The organism is Streptomyces sp. NPDC001985 (genome assembly GCF_040296845.1).
Classification (GTDB): domain Bacteria; phylum Actinomycetota; class Actinomycetes; order Streptomycetales; family Streptomycetaceae; genus Streptomyces.
Map to the genome: position 1 here is coordinate 17,419 of NZ_JBEOYB010000067.1, position 15,499 is coordinate 32,917.

The following is a 15,499-nucleotide window of genomic DNA, read 5'->3' on the forward strand; positions in this document are numbered from 1 at the left end:
CAAGTCTGCGCCCGGCCGGGCGCACGGCGCCTACTCACACGCGGTCTGAGTATCCGCGCCCATCCCCCCGGCGCCTCCCGGGGACCACAATCCGGCCATGACAAACCCTCCGCCCTCCCTCCCGCCGGCCGAGGAACTGGCCCTGCTCGACCATGAGCTGGTGCGGCTCGACGCCCGCAGGGCACTGCTGCTGACCCGCCGGGCCCGGCTGCTCACCCAAGCGCGCCCGCCGGCGGCCGGCGCCGGGGCCCGGGCCACCACCCGCCCCGCCGAGACCTCCGGTCCCGGGGCGCAGAATGTGCTGCTCATCCTCGGCGGGCTGCTGCTGACCATCGCCGCCGTCGCCTTCACCGCGGTCGGCTGGGGGCATCTGGGGATCGGCGGACGGGCCGCCGTCCTGGGGACCGTGACCCTCGCGGCGGGGCTGGCGCCGGCCGTGCTCCTGAGGCGGCGGCTGCGGTCCACGGCGGAGGCGGTGGCCGGGCTCGCCCTGGCGCTGACGGTGCTGGACGCGTACGCCCTGCGCCGGGTCGCCCTGGCCGGAACGGACCCCCTGGCGTACACGGCGGGGGCGGCGGCGGTGCTGGCCGCGCTCTGGGCGGCGTACGGGCTCGCGGCCGGTCGGCTGCGCCCGCCGCTGATCGCCTCGGTGGCCGCGGCGCAACTGCCGCTGGTGCTGTGGTCGGTGTCGCCCGAGGTGACACTGCCGCCGGAGTGGGCGCTGCTGGGGACGGCCGCGTTCGACGCGGTGCTCGTGGTGCGGGCGACAAGCCCGCTGATACGCCGGTGCGCGGCGGCCGGTCTGGCGGTGACGGGGGGTCCGGCGCTGCTCATCGGCGCGTTCCAGTCGCTGTCCGCGCACTCCCCCGGCGCGGCGGCGGCCCCCGCCGCGCTGCTCGTGACGGCGGCGGCGGTGGCGCTGTTCGCGGCCCGCCGGCCGCCCGCCCTCGCGGTGGCGCTGTCGGTGGCCGCCGGGCTCGCGCTGGTGACGGCGGCCGGCGGACCGGTCCGGACGGTGGTCCCGGCCGGCTGGGCGGTGCCGGGGTATCTGCCGGGCGCGGTGGCGCTCCTGGGCGCCGTGTCGCTGCCCCGGGTGCGGGCGGCGGCACCGCGCGGGGTGGTGCCGGGGCTGGCCGGCGCGGCCGCGGCGGTCCACGCGCTGGCCCTGCTCTGGGCGCTGCCCCTGGTGGCGCTCGCTCTGACGGGTCCGCTGGTGGCCCCGCCCGCGGTCTGGTCCGGCGCGGCACCGGGTGCGCGTGAGGCGCTGGGCGCCGGACTGCCCGCGGTGTATCCGGCGGCGGTCCCGTTGGTGGTGCTGCTGGTGGCGGCGGTGCCGCTGGCGCTCGGCCGGCGCCCGGGGCCGTGGCCCGCTGTTCCGGCGAGGGTGCGCGGCGCGGGAGCGGTGGTGGCGTGGGGCGGGCTGTTCGCGGTGCCGGCCGCGTTCGACGCGGGGCATGCCGCCACGGTGGCGTACCACCTGCCGCTGACGGTCGGCGTCCTCGCGGTCACCGCGGTCCGGGCGGCCTCCCGGGAGGCCGTCGCGGTCGCGCTGGGCTGTGGTCTGGCGGGGGCCGCGAGTGTGACGGCCCTGGCGCTCGCGAGCCGCCCGGCGACCTTCGCGGTGCTGGGCGCCCTGCTGGCGGTGTCGGCGGGCGCCTCGGTGGTCTCGCGCGCCGGGAACGCCGTACGGGCCGTGCTCGGCTGCACCGCCGTCGCGGCCGCGGCCGCCCTGCTCCTGGCGGGTGCCCGCGCGGCGGATCTCGCACCGCACCACGCCGGGCTGCTGCTGCTCGCGGTACCGGCGGTGACGGCGGTGCTCGGCGCCCGGGCCGCCCGCCACCCCGTCGGCCTCCCCCTGGAGTGGGCCGGTGCCTCGGCGGGCCTGCTCGCGGTGGTCCTCGCCCATGGCCGGCTCCCGGTGCTCGCCCTGGTGCTCTCGCTGGGCGGGGTGATCGCCGCGGGCACGGCGGTGCGGCCCGAGCGGCGCCGGGTCGCCGCCCCGGTCGCCGGGGTGCTGTTCGTCCTGGCCGCCTGGGCGCGGCTGGCGGTCTCGGGGGTGGCGGTCCCGGAGGCGTACTCACTGCCCGTGACCATCCCGGCGCTGGCGCTGGGCGCTCTGCGGCGCCGCCGGGACCCGCGGGCGTCGTCGTGGACGGCGTACGGGCCCGGTCTCGGCGTCACGATGGTGCCGAGCCTGCTGCTGGTCTGGGGGGACTCCCACTGGGTGCGCCCGCTGCTGCTGGGGCTCGCCGCGCTGGCGGTGACGCTCGTCGGCGCCCGGCGGCGGCTCCAGGCCCCGCTGCTGACGGGTGCGGTGGTGCTGGCGCTGGTGGCGCTGCACGAGCTGGCGCCGTATGTGGTCCAGGTCGTCGACGCGCTGCCCCGCTGGCTGCCGCCCGCGCTCGCCGGGGCGCTGCTGCTGGCGGTCGGCGCGACCTACGAGCAGCGGCTGCGGGACGCGCGCAGGGTGCGGGAGGGCCTGGGCCGGCTGCGCTGACAGACAGCGGGCCGGGCCGGGGCCCGCCCCGGCACCCCGGGCGGGCCAGGCGGGCCGGGCGGACACACGCAGGGCCCCGGGGACGGTGCTCCCGGGGCCCTGCGTGCGACGGTGGACGAAACGAGGGTGGAGCCGGTCGCTTTCGCGAACTGCTCCACCCTCGAACATGTGGGCGATACTGGGATCGAACCAGTGACCTCTTCGGTGTGAACGAAGCGCTCTCCCGCTGAGCTAATCGCCCGGGCGCAGCGCCAACATTACCCCATGTCAGCGGGTGCCCCGGACCCTTTTCGGGCTAGGAATCGATCTTCCACGGCAGGGCGATGCCGAACTTCCAGAGGTAGACCGCGGCCAGGGCCGCGCAGATCACCCCGCCGACGCTGGTGAGGATGATGTTCCGCCGCCGCACCCTCGGGTCGAGCGCCCGCTGTGCCGCCTCGCTCACCTTGCGCTTGGTCCAGCGCAGCACCAGCTGGGCCCAGACGAACTCGGTCGCCCAGATCGCCATACCGGCGAAGATCACCACCCAGCCGGGCCCCGGCAGCACCAGCATGGCCACCCCCGCGGAGACGACCGCGAGGCCGACCACGAAGACACCGACCTGCCAGCTCAGATGCAGGGTCCGGCGCGCCTTGACGAAGGCCGGCGCACGGGAACCGAGCGGTTTCTCACCGTCCACAAGTCCACTGTCGGCCGACTTCGGCTGCCCGGCCCGTTCGCCCGGCCCCGGCTTGATGTCATCAGCCGCCACCGCGACCTCCGTGCCGTTACTCCCCGTGTTCATACCAGCAAATCTACCCGACGTTCCGCAGTCACCGGAATGGTCCCTGCGGACGAACAATCACTCCGCCGTTAGGGGTACCTAAAGACACCCAAATCCCTCAGAGGGGTTTACAACGGCACCGTAGGTGGCATGTCGATTTCGCCGACGTGCGAATCCCCGAGCGCACACTGAGCGAAAGGCCCTGGCGCTTATGAACACCACGGTCAGCTGCGAGCTGCACCTGCGCCTCGTTGTATCGAGCGAGTCTTCACTGCCTGTACCCGCGGGCCTGCGGTATGACACGGCCGATCCCTATGCCGTGCACGCCACCTTCCACACCGGAGCCGAGGAGACGGTCGAATGGGTCTTCGCCCGCGACCTTCTCGCGGAGGGCCTGCACCGGCCCACAGGCACGGGCGACGTCCGCGTCTGGCCATCACGCAGCCATGGCCAGGGAGTCGTCTGCATCGCGCTGAGCTCCCCGGAGGGCGAAGCCCTGCTTGAGGCCCCGGCGCGGGCCCTGGAGTCGTTCCTCAAGCGGACCGACGCCGCGGTGCCACCGGGCACCGAGCATCGTCACTTCGATCTCGACACGGAGCTCTCGCACATCCTGGCCGAGAGCTGAGCCAGGCCGAGAGCTGCACGGCGCCGTCCTACTCGGGGAGACGGCGCCGCGCGGACAGCCTCATCCGGCGAACAGCCCCTTGAGGCGGACAACCACATAGGGCGGACCCTTCGGCGCCGTCATCGCGCATTCCAGCGCGGTGACGGCGCCGATACGCATAGGCACGAGCCGCTAGAGTCAGCGCAATTCGGCGGGCACCGGCCCGCAAGCAGGCCAGGGAGCGAATCGTGCTGATCCCCCACGACACCAGATATGCCCTTGAGGCGGTCATCGATCTGGTGAACACCGCACCGGACGACGATCAGGCCGATGGGTTGACGGATCTCTCCGCGCTGGCCGAATTCGTATCCCGGCACAACATCAGCGATGTGGGTGAGTTGAGCCAGCGGGATCTGAAAGCGGTACGGGAGGTCAGGTCCCGGTTCGCGGAGGTGTTCGCGGCGGCCGACAGCGCGGTGGCGGCGGAACTGCTCAACGAACTGGTGGCGTCGGCGGGCACCACCCCCCAGCTGACCGACCACGACGGCTACGACTGGCATGTGCATTACTTCGCGCCGGGCGCCTCGGTCGCCGACCATCTCGCGGCGGACGGCGGGATGGCGCTGGCGTTCATCGTCGTCGCGGGCGAGCAGGAGCGGCTGCGGCGCTGCGAGGCACCGGACTGCGGGCGCGCCTTCGTCGATCTCTCGCGCAATCGCTCGCGCCGCTACTGCTCCAGCCGCACCTGCGGGAACCGGCTGCATGTGGCCGCGTACCGGGCGCGCCGGAGGGAAGCGGCCGGCTGAGAACCGCCGGCGCCTCACAGGAGGAAGAGATCGTGGACGGCCGCCATGAGGAGCAGCACTCCAATCACCGTAAGGAAGATCATCAAGGGTGGCTGGGAGAGCGCGAAGAGACAGCCTCGCGGCTCGTCCGGCTCATTCGTGGGTGCGGGGGCGTCGCCGCTGGAGGTATCGAGCATCTCGGGGCGATGATGACGCAGCCCGCGCCCCGGTGAACCGGCAACACGCGCCGCGGCGAGGGGAGTTCATCACACTGTCGTGTTCCGCCCCGGGACCTCCCGGGCGCCCGCGGCTCAGATGCCGTGCTTCTTGAGGATCGCCTCGATATCACTGAAGTCGTCACCGGCGCCGGAGGAGGCGGGCTTGGCGGCGGGGGCACCGCCCCGGCCGAGCGAGGGCTTGGAGGCGGCGGGGGCGACCGGATCGCGCCGGGCGGCCTTGGCGGCGGCCCTGCGCTCCTTGCGGCTGGTACCCGAGCGCCGTTCCACCGCGCGGGTGGTCATGAAGAGCGCCCAGGCGCCGCCCAGCAGACCGAAGCCGATCCAGGCCGTGGGGCTGAAGGCGGTGTTCACGGCCCACTCCACGGCGCCGGTGAGCACCAGGCCCAGGGGGACGAGGGCGTAGGCGGCGATCCGGGCGGCGGTGAGGAAGCGCCGGCGGTACGCCGTGATCCCGGCGATGCCCAAACCGGCCGCCGACACCGCTGCACCTATGGTCTCGGCAATCATCCGGTCCTCCAGGCTGTGGCGGGCATGTGCGGTTACGTCCCTTCCATCCTGCACCGAGCCGCGGGGTGCGGGCCACGGCCCCGTATCACCTCAGGGATATCTCGGGGAAAGGATCATCCTCAGGTCCTGTCCGGGGAGGGGGTCCCGGGCCGGTTGGGCGGGGGTGCGGCGGGCTGGGAGACTGGTTCCATGAGCGACTCCCCCACCGACCGCGCCGTCGTCCTCGACGTCTGGTGCGACCTCTCGTGCCCCGACTGCCTCACCGCCCTCGACGATGTCCGCGTGCTGCGCGAGCGCTACGGCGACCGGATGGAGGTACGGCTGCGGCACTTCCCACTGGAGAAGAACAAGCACTCCTACGCCGCCGCGCAGGCCGCCGAGGAGGCGGTGGACCAGGGGAAGGGCCGGGAGTACTACGAGGCACTGCTCGCCCGGGTGGACGAGCTGCGGGAGCGGGGGGAGCCGGTGCTGCTGGAGACGGCGGGGGAACTGGGGCTGGACGCTGAGGAGTTCGACACCGCGCTGATCGACGGGCGGCATCTGCTGCTGGTCGACGCCGACCAGGCGGAGGGGAAGGCGCTCGGGGTGACGGGGACGCCCACGTATGTGATCGGTGGGGAGCGCCTGGACGGCGGGGTGAGCCAGGAGGGCCTGCGGGCCCGGATCGAGGCGATCGCGGACAGCCTGCTGCCGAGCTGACCTCGGGCCAACGCCCGAGGACGGCATCCGTGCCACAGGGAAGGCCACCGGACACTTCCAGCCGGCCTGGGGCACCTCCCAGAGGCAGCTCCGGGGGAACTTGAGGACGGACCCCGCGCCACGGGCAACCCGCACCGGGCACTCCCAGCCCGTCCGGGAGCACCTCCCAGAGGCAGCTCCGGGGGAGCTTGAGAACCGACCCCGCGCCACGGGCAACCCGCACCCCGCGGGCCACCGTCGGGGCCGCCCCCGGACCCCCGCGCCTCAAGCACCGGCGGCGCCGGAAGGTGCGCCTCGAACACCGGCGGAGCCGGGCCGGTGAGAGTGGGGCCGCCCGGGCCGACGCGCGCGGCCCCGGGCCTCGCGGGCGCGAGCGGTTCGATTGACGCACACCTGTGCGCTGGATACCCTCCGCGCAACAGGCGGGGCGAGTCGACGGGGTGGCGGGATGGGGCGGCTGGCGGACGGGGACAGTGAGGCGCGGCGGCAGCGGCGGCTGCCCGGCGGGGCCGGCGCGGCCGACTTCTCCGAGGCCCTGGCCCGAGGGCTCACCGTGCTCTCCGCCTTCGGCGCCGGCCGCCCCCGCTTCACCCAGGCCGAGCTCGCCCGCGAGCTGGGCCTCTCCCGGGCCACCGTGCGCCGGGCCGTCCTCACCCTGGAGCACCTCGGATATCTGGCGGCCGACGGCCGCTCCTACGAGCTGACCCCGCGGGTGCTGCGGCTCGCCGCCGGCTATCTGAACTCCAGCCCCGTCGCCGCCGTGCTCCAGCCCGTCTGCGACCGGATCTCCGGCGAGCTGGGCGAGGCCTGCTCGGTGGCGGTGCTCGACGGCGCGGACGCGCTGATCGTCGCCCGTGCCGTACCCCACCGGCTGATCGCGGTGGGCAGCGACATCGGCTACCGCACCCCCGCCGCCATCTCGTCCCTCGGCAAGGTCCTCCTCGCGCACCCGGCCCCCGGCAAGCGCACCGCCGCCCCCCTGCCGCCCGAGGCCGTCCTCGCGCGCATCCGCGAGGACGGCTTCAGCTATGTCGCCCACGATGTGGAGATGGGCTCCCACTCGATCGCCGTGCCGCTGCGGCGGCGCGACGGGCGGGTGGTCGCGGCCCTGCACGTGGGCTGCACGGTCGAGCGGATCGCCCCGGAGACCATGCACGGCGCGGTGCTCTCCCTGCTCAACGACGCCGCGAGCGAGCTGCGCGAGCAGTTGCTCTAGCGCCTTCTCAGTCCAGCCGGTCGGCCATCAGCTCGCCCGCCATCACGGCCGCCAGATGGGTGTTGGCCCTCGGCACGGCCGGGAAGACCGAGGCGTCGACGACCCGGAGCCCCTCGATCCCGAGCACCCGGCAGTCGGGGCCGACCACGGTGCCGGGGTCCGAGGGGTCACCCATCCGGCAGGTGCTGGTGGCGTGCTGCGCGTCGGACGCGGTGGCGAGCAGATGGCGGTCCAGCAGGGCGTCGTCGTCGACGGCGGCGAGCAGGGCGGCGTTGAGCCGGTCGGGCGCCCCGGCGGCGATGGCCGCGACCTCCGGGCCCCGGGCCAGCTCCAGCACCTCCCTGACCCCGGTGCGGAGCCGGGCGAGGTCCCGCGCGTCGGAGAGCATCCGCTCGTGCACCTCCGGGTGGGCCTCCGGGTCGGCGGAGACCAGCTCCACGGTCCCCCGGGAGTGGACCTGGTTGACCCAGACCCCGAAGGCGCCCGCGCCGAAGTGGAGTTCGGCGACCTCCATCGCCAGCACGTTCTGGTTCCCGGCGGTGATCATCATGTCGTTCTCCCGGGCGTCCGGGCCGGAGCTGGTGTAGCGGACACAGACATTGGTGTGCCGGTCGTCGGGTGTCCGGACCGCCGACTCCCCGGTCAGCGGAATCCCGACGAACACCACCGGATGGTCCTGGAGCCCCCGGCCGACCGGCAGATCGGCCAGCACCTCGATCCCCAGCCGCCGCAGCACCCCGGCCGGGCCGACGCCGGAGCGCTGGAGGACCGCCGGGGTGTGGACGGCTCCGGCGCTCAGGACCACGAGATCCGCGTACTCCCTCACGAGGCCGCCGTCCACCAGCGCCTGGACGCCGGTGGCCCGGCCGCCGGAGATCAGCACCCGGTCGACCAGCGCCCCGCCCCGGACGGTGAGCCCCGGCAGCTCCCGCGCCGGTTCCAGATAGGCGTCGTTGACCGACACCCGGCGGCCCGCGCGCGAGTTGACCGGGTAGGGCGAGACGCCCGTCGCCCCGGGGGCGTTCACATCGGGGGCCCGGCCGTGCCCGGCGCGGTGGGCCGCGCGGTCCAGGGCGGTGTCCACCGCGCCCCACCGCTCGCGGGGTGTGCGGTGGACGGGGATGGGACCCCCGCGCCCGTGGTGGGGGGTGTCGCCGTACTCCTCGTCGTCCTCCAGCTTCGCGAAGTAGGGCAGTACGTCCTCGGGCGACCAGCCCGTGCAGCCGGCGCGCGCCCACTCCTCGAAGTCCGCCATCGGCGGCCGGATGGCTATCTGGCCGTTGACGGCGGAGCTGCCGCCCGCTCCCCGGCCCCGCCAGAACGGCGCCGGGGCCTGCCGCTCGGTGCGGGTGGCGAGCAGGCCGGGCCAGATCAGCTCCCCGGCGGCGGCCGGGTCGAGCAGGGCGCGCATCGGATTCGGCGAGCGCCACACCTCGGGCATCCGCGCGGACCGGTAGTCCGGGCCCGCTTCGAGGAGCAGCACCCGCTTGCCCCGCGCGGCCGAGCGGGCGGCGAGCACCGCTCCCGAGGACCCGGCGCCCACCACGATCAGATCCCAGCCGTTCCGTGCCACCACAACGCCTCCACGCATCGAATGTTCGATTACCGCACCAAAGTTCGCCTTCTTGGAGCACCGTAGGCCCCAAGGCCCTCCGGGAACAACGGAATTGCGGCGGGCGGGCGGCCCCGGGCGGGGGCGGGGGCCGCGGCTACAGCAGGTGCTTGAAGGAGTGGACGGCGGTCGTCCGGTAACCGAGCGAGGCGTAGAGCCCGAGCGCCGGCTCATTGCCCGCGAAGACATGCAGCCCGATCCGGCGCTCCCCGGCCGCCAGCGCACACCGCTCCGCGTGCAGCATCAGCGCCCGGCCGTGTCCCCGGCCGCGCCGTTCGCCGTACACCTCGATGTCGTACACATAGGCGGCGTGCTCGCCGGGGAGCAGCTCCCGGCGGCCGAGGTAGAGATGGCCGGCCGGCTCCCCCGCGTACTCCAGCACCTCCAGCCGGACCCCGGGCGTGGCCCGCCCCCCTGGCAGTCCGGCGCTCCGGTCGGCCTCGGCCTTGGCCCGTGCCGCGGCGGGGGTCAGTCCGCGCTCGGCCCAGCTCCGGGCATAGCCCTGGAGGCCCTCCTCCCACCACACCGCGAACTCGTCGGCGGTCATGGGGCGCGCCGAGGCCCCGTCGGGCAGCGCCGGCGGGGCCTCGGGGAGGTGCTTGACCATGGTGCGGCTGCGCTCGGTGTAGCCGAGCGCGGTGGTGAGCCGTGCCGCGGCGGTCGCGTCCGGCGGTACGGACACCTGGACCTGGGTGCACCCCCAGCCGCGCAGCACCTCCTCGGCGGCGAGCGCGGCGACGGTTCCCCGGCCCCTGCGGCGGTCGGACTCCGCGATCCGCAGGCCGCGCACGGTGCCGCAGCCCGCTTCGACCGAGGGGAGTGAGGCGATCTCGACCGAGCCGACGGGGCGGCTGTTGTCACAGACCTCGTAGCCGCGCGAGCGTCCGCCGTCCGCCGTCCGCTGAAGCGGCCCGGACGGCCGCAGGGTGGTGGTCATCAGGGGTGTTGTACCTGCTGGACGGCCGCACGTCACGCGATTTCACGGAAGCGGGGCCGGGGACAGGGGGCACGGGGCAGGGTCCGGCGGGGGCGGCGGCTCAGGAGCGGGCGGACACCGGGTCCGGGTCGGCGGCGGCTCGCTCGGCGAAGATCCGCATGGCCTTGGCGGTCACCGGGCCCGGAGCGCCCGGCAGTTCCCGGCCGTCGACCCGGCGCACCGCCTGGACATCGCGCAGGCTGGAGGTGAGGAAGACCTCATCCGCCCGCTCCAGGACGTCGAAGGGCAGATCGGTCTCCCGGGCGCCGGTCCACTCCACGGCCAGGGCACGGGTGATGCCCGCCAGACAGCCGGAGGAGACGGGCGGGGTGTGCAGCTCGCCGTCGACGACGACGAAGACATTGGAACCGGTGCCCTCGCAGAGCCGTCCCACCGTGTTGGCCATCAGGGCCTCGGACGCGCCCTGTCCCGCCGCCCTGGCGAGCGCGACCACGTTCTCCGCGTACGAGGTGGTCTTCAGGCCGGTCACCGCGCCGCGCTCATTGCGCGTCCAGGGGACGGTGACCACGGCGGTGGTGTCGGGGCGGGCCGGGGTCGGGGCGTGCGCGACGACCAGGGTGGGTGTGGCGGTGCCGCGCTCGGAGCCGAGCGGGGAGAGTCCGCCGGTGCACGTGACGCGGAGCCGGCCGCGCGGCAGCGGATTGGCCTCCAGCACGGCGGCGCAGGCGCGGCGGACCTCGTCGTGGTCGGGCTCCGGCAGCCCGAGGCCCAGCGCCGAGCGGGTCAGCCGCTCCAGGTGCAGGGTGAGCGCGAAGGGCCGGCCGTCCACCGTCTTCAGGGTCTCGAAGACGCCGTCCCCGACCGTGAGGCCGTGGTCGAGCACCGAGACCCGGGCATCGTCCGCGTCCCTGAGTCCGCCGTTGACCCAAAGCTTCATCTGGCTGATCCCTCCGCTGTCGTCATCCGCCCGCGCTGTCGGCGGCGTACGCGCTGTGCGCGCCGCTGTCCTGGGCCGACGCTATCGCGAGCAGCCGGGACGCCTTCAGCTCGGTCTCGTCCCACTCCCGGTCGGGGTCGGAGCCCCAGGTGATCCCGGCGCCGGTGCCGAACCGCAGAACCGCTCCCGCGCCGGGGGCCCGGTCGATCCAGAAGGTGCGTATGCCGACGGCCAGCTCCGCCGTGCGGCGGTCGGCGTCCACCCAGCCGACGCCCCCGCAGTACGGCCCCCGGGGCGCCGTCTCCAGCGCTTCGATGATCTTCAGCGCGGCGGATTTGGGGGCTCCGGTGACCGAGCCGGGCGGGAAGGTGGCGTCCAGGAGCTGCCGCCACCCCTCCTTGGGGCCCAGTTCGCCCCGTACGGTCGAGACGAGATGGACCAGGCCCGGGTGGGCCTCGACCGCGCAGAGCCGGGGCACGCTCACGGTCCCGGTGGCGCAGACCCGGCCCAGGTCGTTGCGGACCAGGTCCACGATCATGACGTTCTCGGCGTGGTCCTTGGCGAGCAGATCCCCGGCGGTGCGGCCGGTGCCCTTGATCGGACCCGACTCGATCACGGAGTCCGTGCGCCGCAGATACAGCTCGGGCGAGGCCGTGGCGATCTCCACCCCGTGGGCGGGCAGGCGGATCGTTCCCGCGTAGGGGGCCGGGTTGCCGCGCGCCAGCAGCGCGGTCAGCGCGTCGATGTCGGCGGTGTCCGCCGCGGGCAGCGGGGCGGAGAGCACCCGGCAGAGGTTGGCCTGATAGACCTCCCCGGCCGCGATGTGCTCCCGGACGCGCCGGACGCCCGCGGTGTAGCCGGCCCGGTCCAGCGATGACGTCCACTCGCCCGTGGCGGGTCCGCGCCAGCGCCCGGGCACGGGCGCCGGGACCGGTTCGGTACGGACGTCCTGGAAGCGGGCGCAGGTCAGAGCCCCTTCGAAGTCGGCGGCGACAGCCCAGAAGCCGGACGAGTCAAGAGCTTCGGGGTCGCTGGTGACATCCCGGAGGCCGGTGGCGACAAGCCGCCCGAAGCGGGCGAGAGGAACGAGGTCATGCACGCTGCCGAGTCTATGACCGGCGCGGATGGCCCGGCGGCGGACGGCGCTCCGCCCGCTGCGGGGCGAACACACGTCAGCACGCTGCGGAAACGCGTTTTTGTGCTGGCTCAGGAATCCGCTAGAGTTCAACACGTCGCCGGGACGCGCCAGCGGAACGGAAACAGACAAGCGGACGTGGCTCAGTTGGTAGAGCATCACCTTGCCAAGGTGAGGGTCGCGAGTTCGAATCTCGTCGTCCGCTCGAAGTGGGGGATCTTTTCCCGAACCCCCGCACTCCGGGTGGAGTGGCCGAGAGGCGAGGCAACGGCCTGCAAAGCCGTCTACACGGGTTCAAATCCCGTCTCCACCTCCAAGGACGATTAGCTCAGCGGGAGAGCGCTTCCCTGACACGGAAGAGGTCACTGGTTCAATCCCAGTATCGTCCACTGAATCCGCGAGGATTCGAACCCGGTCCTCGGTCCGGGAGCCCGGCGCGATTAGCTCAGCGGGAGAGCGCTTCCCTGACACGGAAGAGGTCACTGGTTCAATCCCAGTATCGCGCACGCACACGCACCGCACGGTGCGGCACAGCACCACCGGCAGTACAGCCCCGGTCCTCGGTCCGGGAACCCCGCGCGATTAGCTCAGCGGGAGAGCGCTTCCCTGACACGGAAGAGGTCACTGGTTCAATCCCAGTATCGCGCACCACCGCCCGAATCCCCCGGCCGTCCCGACGGCCGGGGGATTCGTCGTTCCACGGGTGCTCCGGGTAGCTCAGGAGGAGAAGAGCATCCGGCCGAAGCCCCGGTTGTGATGGCCGTGGCCTCCATGGCCGTGCCCGCCATGGCCATGGCTGCCGTGACCGTGGCCGCCGTGGGGTGCGCCGTGCTGCGGGGCGCCCCACGCGGGTGCCGGAGGGGCCGGGTACGCCTGCGGGGCGGGAGCCGGGGCGGGCGGGGCGGGCGGCGGAGCCTGCTGGTTCCACTGGGCCTCCAGCCGGGTCAGGGACTCCAGCTCGCCGTAGTCGAGGAATATCCCCCGGCAGCCGCTGCACTGCTCGATCTGAACGCCGTTGCGGTTGTAGGTGTGCATCGGTGCGTGGCACTTGGGACACTGCATGGCCGTACTCAGCTCCTCGCCGGTCGATCGGTCCCGCCCGCATGATCGCGGCGGACGACAGCAGCCTACGACGGATGACCGCCCGCCAACTCGCCCGAGAGGGAAGCGATTCGGGCACAGGCGTCGATCACCGCCCCGTCGACCTCGTCCGGCGCGCGCTCCTCGGCCGCCGCCCTCGCCAGCGCGAGCGCGGCGGTCTGCACGGTGAGCGCCCGGGCCGGCAGGTCGAGCCGCTCCCACGGGTCGCCGGCCGCGGCCACCGCGGGGCCCCGCGCGGCCGTGTACGCGCCGAGGAACCGCTGCCAGACCTCCGGAGCCAGCAGCCCCGCAGCGAACCAGGCCGCCGGGCGCGCCAGATCCCAGGCCGGGTCGCCGAGCCCCAGATCGTCGATGTCGATCAGCAGCCAGGGGCCGGCGGGCGCCGGGTGCCGGACGAGCTGGCCGAGGTGGAGATCGCCGTGGCAGAGGAAGCCGGCCGGGGGCGCGGGGGACTCCCCCCGGGCCCAGGCGGGCAGCAGCGCGCCGGCCCGCTCGACGGCGGCGACGGCCGCCGGGGGCGCCCCCGGCGCCGCCCGCATCCGGGTCAGCGCCCGCGCCACCTTGGCGGGGCCGCGCATCGGCGGCAGCGGACCGGGCAGGGCGCCGGGGCCGGTCAGATGGAGCCGGGCGAGCAGCCCCGCCGCCGCCTCCCAGGGCGCGGCGCCGGGGTCCGCCGGGTCGACGGGCACCCCGTACGGCCAGAGGGTGACGGGGCGGCCCGCGGCCTCCGGGGCGCCGGCGGGCGGAAGCGGCGGCAGCAGAGTCCCCGCGAGCAGGGGGTGGCCGGAGACCGCGAGCCGGACGCGGTGTCCCACGGGGTCGGTACCGGGCGCGTGGGCCTTGGCGACGGCCCGGCCGTGGCGCACGACCACTCCGCCGTCCCGGTCCGCGAGGACGACCGCCTCGGGCGACCGGCAGTCCGGACAGTCCCCGGGGAGGCCACCCGGGTGCGCGGCGGCCCGGGCCGCTCCGGCGAGTGCGGCGATGACGGCTGTGCTCACATGACTCCCCCGGGGCGCGATGTCGTACCCGCCGGAGCCTATGCGCAGCGCCGGGGGGTGGGCCGGGCGGGCCGGCCGGTTCGGACGGGGCTGGGCCGGGCCCGGCCGAGCGCGGCAGCTCGGGGTGGGTTGGGTGCCGTGTCGGTGCCGGCGACGGCCCACGGCCGGTGCTGGGAGGTGGATCGCACGACGTGTGGTCGGGGGTCTGGGTGAGAGCCCCCACGGCCCGTGCTGGGGGTGGGTCGCACGGTGCGTGGCAGCGCCGCCGGTGAGGACACTGAGCCGCGTGCTCACGGGTGCCGGTGACGGCCTGCGGCGCATGCTCGGGGTGCCGGTGTCGGCCTGCGGCCCGTGGTCGCTCTGCCGCTGACAACACACACTGCGTGGTCGCACTGCCGGTGACGATGCCGAGCCGCGCGCTCACAGTGCCCGGTGACCACCCGCCGACGCGTGATCGGAGCGTGAGTGAGAACCCCACAGCCCGCGCCCGTGCTGCCGATGACGACACACCCTGCGTGGTCGCACTGCCGGTGACAACGCCGAGCCCCGCGCTCACAGTGCCCGGTGACGTCCCGCAGTCCGTGCTCACGCGCTGTCGGCGACGACCTGCACGGCGCGTGCTCACGGGTGCCGGTGATCACCCACGACACGTGGTCGGGATGTCGGTGCGGAGGCCGGCCGAGCCGTACACGGGTGGCGGGGACCAGTCGGTCCGAGCGCCGGTCCGGGTGGGTGTACGGGTGCGGGCAGCGCGATGGCCGGTCAGCTCCCCAGCTGACCGGCCATTGCTTGCCGTCCGCCGCACCCCCGTCCCCACGGGGTTGTTGGCCGGATGTCCCCGACCCGGACCGCTCTTCCGGGTCCGGGGCGCCGCTCAGCGCCCCAGCATCACGCCCACGGACGACGCTTGTGTGACCACTGCCTCCCAGCCGCCGAAGACGACCACCAGCAGGGTCGCCAGGGGAAGGACCATGGCCGTCGCCACCAGGGGGTGGCGCTGCCCGGACCGGCGGGCGCCGAACGCGGTCGAAGCCCTGCGTCCTTGCGTGCGGATGATCGTCCGCGTTGCCGTGTCCGCCATGGTTCCTCTCCTGTCGTATGAAACAGCGGCGGGTGCCTGACCTCGGGGGACGAGTGCTGCACCCGCCGCTTGACCTCAACACTAGGTACTCACCGGGGCCACCACGTCATGCCCGCGTACCGATTGACGGGCCTCCCGGAGGATGAGCCGTCACCCCTCGATGTACTCCCCTGGGTGGAGAGAGGGGCCCCGGTATTGGGGTCTTCCCGGAGGGAATGCCCGGTGGGCGGCCCGAACGGCCCCGCGCGGGTGACTTCCCTCACGTCCGCCCCCCTCCCCCGCCGTGCGCCACCCGCCCGGCACCCCGTCCGGCTTGCCATGACTTCGTCCGTACGCGTGGTGTCGCACCCACCCGGTACCGGCCCCTCCGCTCCCCCGGCCGCCG

At 74.4% G+C, this 15,499-nt stretch carries 15 protein-coding genes and 6 tRNA genes; 10 read left to right on the top strand and 11 right to left on the bottom strand.

Annotated features, from left to right (window positions below; genetic code table 11):
* The first annotated feature begins 97 nt into the window (after positions 1-97).
* Positions 98-2,497 (top strand): SCO7613 C-terminal domain-containing membrane protein, encoded by a 2,400-nt coding sequence (locus ABT122_RS26000; RefSeq protein ID WP_351556961.1) that lies wholly within the window; start codon positions 98-100, stop codon positions 2,495-2,497.
* Positions 2,498-2,666: 169 nt separating this feature from the next.
* On the opposite strand, the gene ABT122_RS26005 is transcribed toward ABT122_RS26000, so the two are convergent.
* Positions 2,667-2,738: transfer RNA gene (locus tag ABT122_RS26005), tRNA-Val, on the bottom strand.
* Between the two features lie 54 nt (positions 2,739-2,792).
* The gene (locus ABT122_RS26010) at positions 2,793-3,281 is read right to left on the bottom strand and encodes a TIGR02611 family protein (RefSeq protein ID WP_351556964.1); all 489 of its coding nucleotides are present in this window, start codon (positions 3,279-3,281) and stop codon (positions 2,793-2,795) included.
* Positions 3,282-3,471: 190 nt separating this feature from the next.
* Here ABT122_RS26010 and ABT122_RS26015 point away from each other — a divergent pair, with 190 nt between their 5' ends.
* Both ABT122_RS26015 and ABT122_RS26020 read left to right on the top strand, forming a co-directional pair.
* Complete coding sequence (locus ABT122_RS26015; RefSeq protein ID WP_003959770.1) at positions 3,472-3,885, top strand: SsgA family sporulation/cell division regulator; 414 nt, start codon at positions 3,472-3,474, stop codon at positions 3,883-3,885.
* Between the two features lie 227 nt (positions 3,886-4,112).
* Entirely contained in the window at positions 4,113-4,670 is a 558-nt protein-coding gene (locus ABT122_RS26020) for a CGNR zinc finger domain-containing protein (protein WP_351556966.1), read from the top strand.
* Positions 4,671-4,684: 14 nt separating this feature from the next.
* Here the strand turns inward: ABT122_RS26020 and ABT122_RS26025 are convergent, their stop codons facing one another.
* Positions 4,685-4,846: a hypothetical protein gene (locus ABT122_RS26025; RefSeq protein WP_351556968.1), complete on the bottom strand. Its 162-nt coding sequence runs from the start codon at positions 4,844-4,846 to the stop codon at positions 4,685-4,687.
* A 114-nt stretch (positions 4,847-4,960) separates the two neighbouring features.
* Positions 4,961-5,395 carry a hypothetical protein gene (locus ABT122_RS26030; RefSeq protein WP_351556971.1) on the bottom strand — a complete coding sequence of 145 codons (435 nt, stop codon included), beginning with the start codon at positions 5,393-5,395 and terminating at the stop codon, positions 4,961-4,963.
* A gap of 189 nt (positions 5,396-5,584) precedes the next feature.
* Between ABT122_RS26030 and ABT122_RS26035 the strand changes: the two genes are divergently transcribed.
* Together ABT122_RS26035 and ABT122_RS26040 are read left to right on the top strand one after the other, a co-directional pair.
* Positions 5,585-6,094: a DsbA family protein gene (locus ABT122_RS26035; RefSeq protein WP_351556974.1), complete on the top strand. Its 510-nt coding sequence runs from the start codon at positions 5,585-5,587 to the stop codon at positions 6,092-6,094.
* A gap of 448 nt (positions 6,095-6,542) precedes the next feature.
* Positions 6,543-7,310, top strand: coding sequence for an IclR family transcriptional regulator domain-containing protein (locus ABT122_RS26040; protein WP_351556977.1), 768 nt, complete (start codon positions 6,543-6,545; stop codon positions 7,308-7,310).
* 7 nt (positions 7,311-7,317) lie between these two features.
* On the opposite strand, the gene ABT122_RS26045 is transcribed toward ABT122_RS26040, so the two are convergent.
* The 4 genes from ABT122_RS26045 to ABT122_RS26060 all read right to left on the bottom strand — a co-directional run bounded on the left by ABT122_RS26045 (position 7,318) and on the right by ABT122_RS26060 (position 11,895).
* Positions 7,318-8,901, bottom strand: a complete 1,584-nt coding sequence (locus tag ABT122_RS26045) for a GMC family oxidoreductase (RefSeq protein WP_351556980.1) — start codon at positions 8,899-8,901, stop codon at positions 7,318-7,320.
* Between the two features lie 118 nt (positions 8,902-9,019).
* Positions 9,020-9,859, bottom strand: a complete 840-nt coding sequence (locus ABT122_RS26050) for a GNAT family N-acetyltransferase (RefSeq protein WP_351556983.1) — start codon at positions 9,857-9,859, stop codon at positions 9,020-9,022.
* 100 nt (positions 9,860-9,959) lie between these two features.
* Positions 9,960-10,796, bottom strand: coding sequence for an aminotransferase class IV (locus ABT122_RS26055; RefSeq protein WP_351556986.1), 837 nt, complete (start codon positions 10,794-10,796; stop codon positions 9,960-9,962).
* A gap of 22 nt (positions 10,797-10,818) precedes the next feature.
* Positions 10,819-11,895 (bottom strand): chorismate-binding protein, encoded by a 1,077-nt coding sequence (locus tag ABT122_RS26060; RefSeq protein WP_351556989.1) that lies wholly within the window; start codon positions 11,893-11,895, stop codon positions 10,819-10,821.
* Positions 11,896-12,063: 168 nt separating this feature from the next.
* On the opposite strand from ABT122_RS26060, the gene ABT122_RS26065 reads away from it, so the two are divergent.
* The 5 genes from ABT122_RS26065 to ABT122_RS26085 all read left to right on the top strand — a co-directional run bounded on the left by ABT122_RS26065 (position 12,064) and on the right by ABT122_RS26085 (position 12,582).
* Positions 12,064-12,136: transfer RNA gene (locus ABT122_RS26065), tRNA-Gly, on the top strand.
* A 37-nt stretch (positions 12,137-12,173) separates the two neighbouring features.
* Positions 12,174-12,247 (top strand) — tRNA-Cys (locus ABT122_RS26070).
* Between the two features lies 1 nt (position 12,248).
* Positions 12,249-12,320: transfer RNA gene (locus ABT122_RS26075), tRNA-Val, on the top strand.
* A gap of 45 nt (positions 12,321-12,365) precedes the next feature.
* Positions 12,366-12,437, top strand: a tRNA-Val gene (locus ABT122_RS26080).
* 70 nt (positions 12,438-12,507) lie between these two features.
* Positions 12,508-12,582: transfer RNA gene (locus tag ABT122_RS26085), tRNA-Val, on the top strand.
* A 66-nt stretch (positions 12,583-12,648) separates the two neighbouring features.
* Here the strand turns inward: ABT122_RS26085 and ABT122_RS26090 are convergent.
* The 3 genes from ABT122_RS26090 to ABT122_RS26100 all read right to left on the bottom strand — a co-directional run bounded on the left by ABT122_RS26090 (position 12,649) and on the right by ABT122_RS26100 (position 15,114).
* Positions 12,649-12,993 (bottom strand): TFIIB-type zinc ribbon-containing protein, encoded by a 345-nt coding sequence (locus ABT122_RS26090; RefSeq protein ID WP_351556992.1) that lies wholly within the window; start codon positions 12,991-12,993, stop codon positions 12,649-12,651.
* Between the two features lie 65 nt (positions 12,994-13,058).
* Positions 13,059-14,033 (bottom strand): phosphotransferase family protein, encoded by a 975-nt coding sequence (locus tag ABT122_RS26095; protein WP_351556995.1) that lies wholly within the window; start codon positions 14,031-14,033, stop codon positions 13,059-13,061.
* Positions 14,034-14,907: 874 nt separating this feature from the next.
* On the bottom strand, positions 14,908-15,114 hold the full coding sequence (locus tag ABT122_RS26100) for a hypothetical protein (protein WP_351556998.1): 207 nt from the start codon (positions 15,112-15,114) through the stop codon (positions 14,908-14,910).
* Positions 15,115-15,499 lie beyond the last annotated feature (385 nt).

Excerpts from the sequence above, each read along its gene's own strand:
- ABT122_RS26000 (WP_351556961.1), top strand. The coding sequence starts at position 98 with ATGACAAACCCTCCGCCCTCCCTCCCGCCGGCCGAGGAACTGGCCCTG.
- ABT122_RS26010 (WP_351556964.1), bottom strand. The coding sequence starts at position 3,281 with ATGAACACGGGGAGTAACGGCACGGAGGTCGCGGTGGCGGCTGATGAC.
- ABT122_RS26015 (WP_003959770.1), top strand. The coding sequence starts at position 3,472 with ATGAACACCACGGTCAGCTGCGAGCTGCACCTGCGCCTCGTTGTATCG.
- ABT122_RS26025 (WP_351556968.1), bottom strand. The coding sequence starts at position 4,846 with ATGCTCGATACCTCCAGCGGCGACGCCCCCGCACCCACGAATGAGCCG.
- ABT122_RS26030 (WP_351556971.1), bottom strand. The coding sequence starts at position 5,395 with ATGATTGCCGAGACCATAGGTGCAGCGGTGTCGGCGGCCGGTTTGGGC.
- ABT122_RS26035 (WP_351556974.1), top strand. The coding sequence starts at position 5,585 with ATGAGCGACTCCCCCACCGACCGCGCCGTCGTCCTCGACGTCTGGTGC.
- ABT122_RS26040 (WP_351556977.1), top strand. The coding sequence starts at position 6,543 with ATGGGGCGGCTGGCGGACGGGGACAGTGAGGCGCGGCGGCAGCGGCGG.
- ABT122_RS26045 (WP_351556980.1), bottom strand. The coding sequence starts at position 8,901 with ATGCGTGGAGGCGTTGTGGTGGCACGGAACGGCTGGGATCTGATCGTG.
- ABT122_RS26050 (WP_351556983.1), bottom strand. The coding sequence starts at position 9,859 with ATGACCACCACCCTGCGGCCGTCCGGGCCGCTTCAGCGGACGGCGGAC.
- ABT122_RS26055 (WP_351556986.1), bottom strand. The coding sequence starts at position 10,796 with ATGAAGCTTTGGGTCAACGGCGGACTCAGGGACGCGGACGATGCCCGG.
- ABT122_RS26090 (WP_351556992.1), bottom strand. The coding sequence starts at position 12,993 with ATGCAGTGTCCCAAGTGCCACGCACCGATGCACACCTACAACCGCAAC.
- ABT122_RS26100 (WP_351556998.1), bottom strand. The coding sequence starts at position 15,114 with ATGGCGGACACGGCAACGCGGACGATCATCCGCACGCAAGGACGCAGG.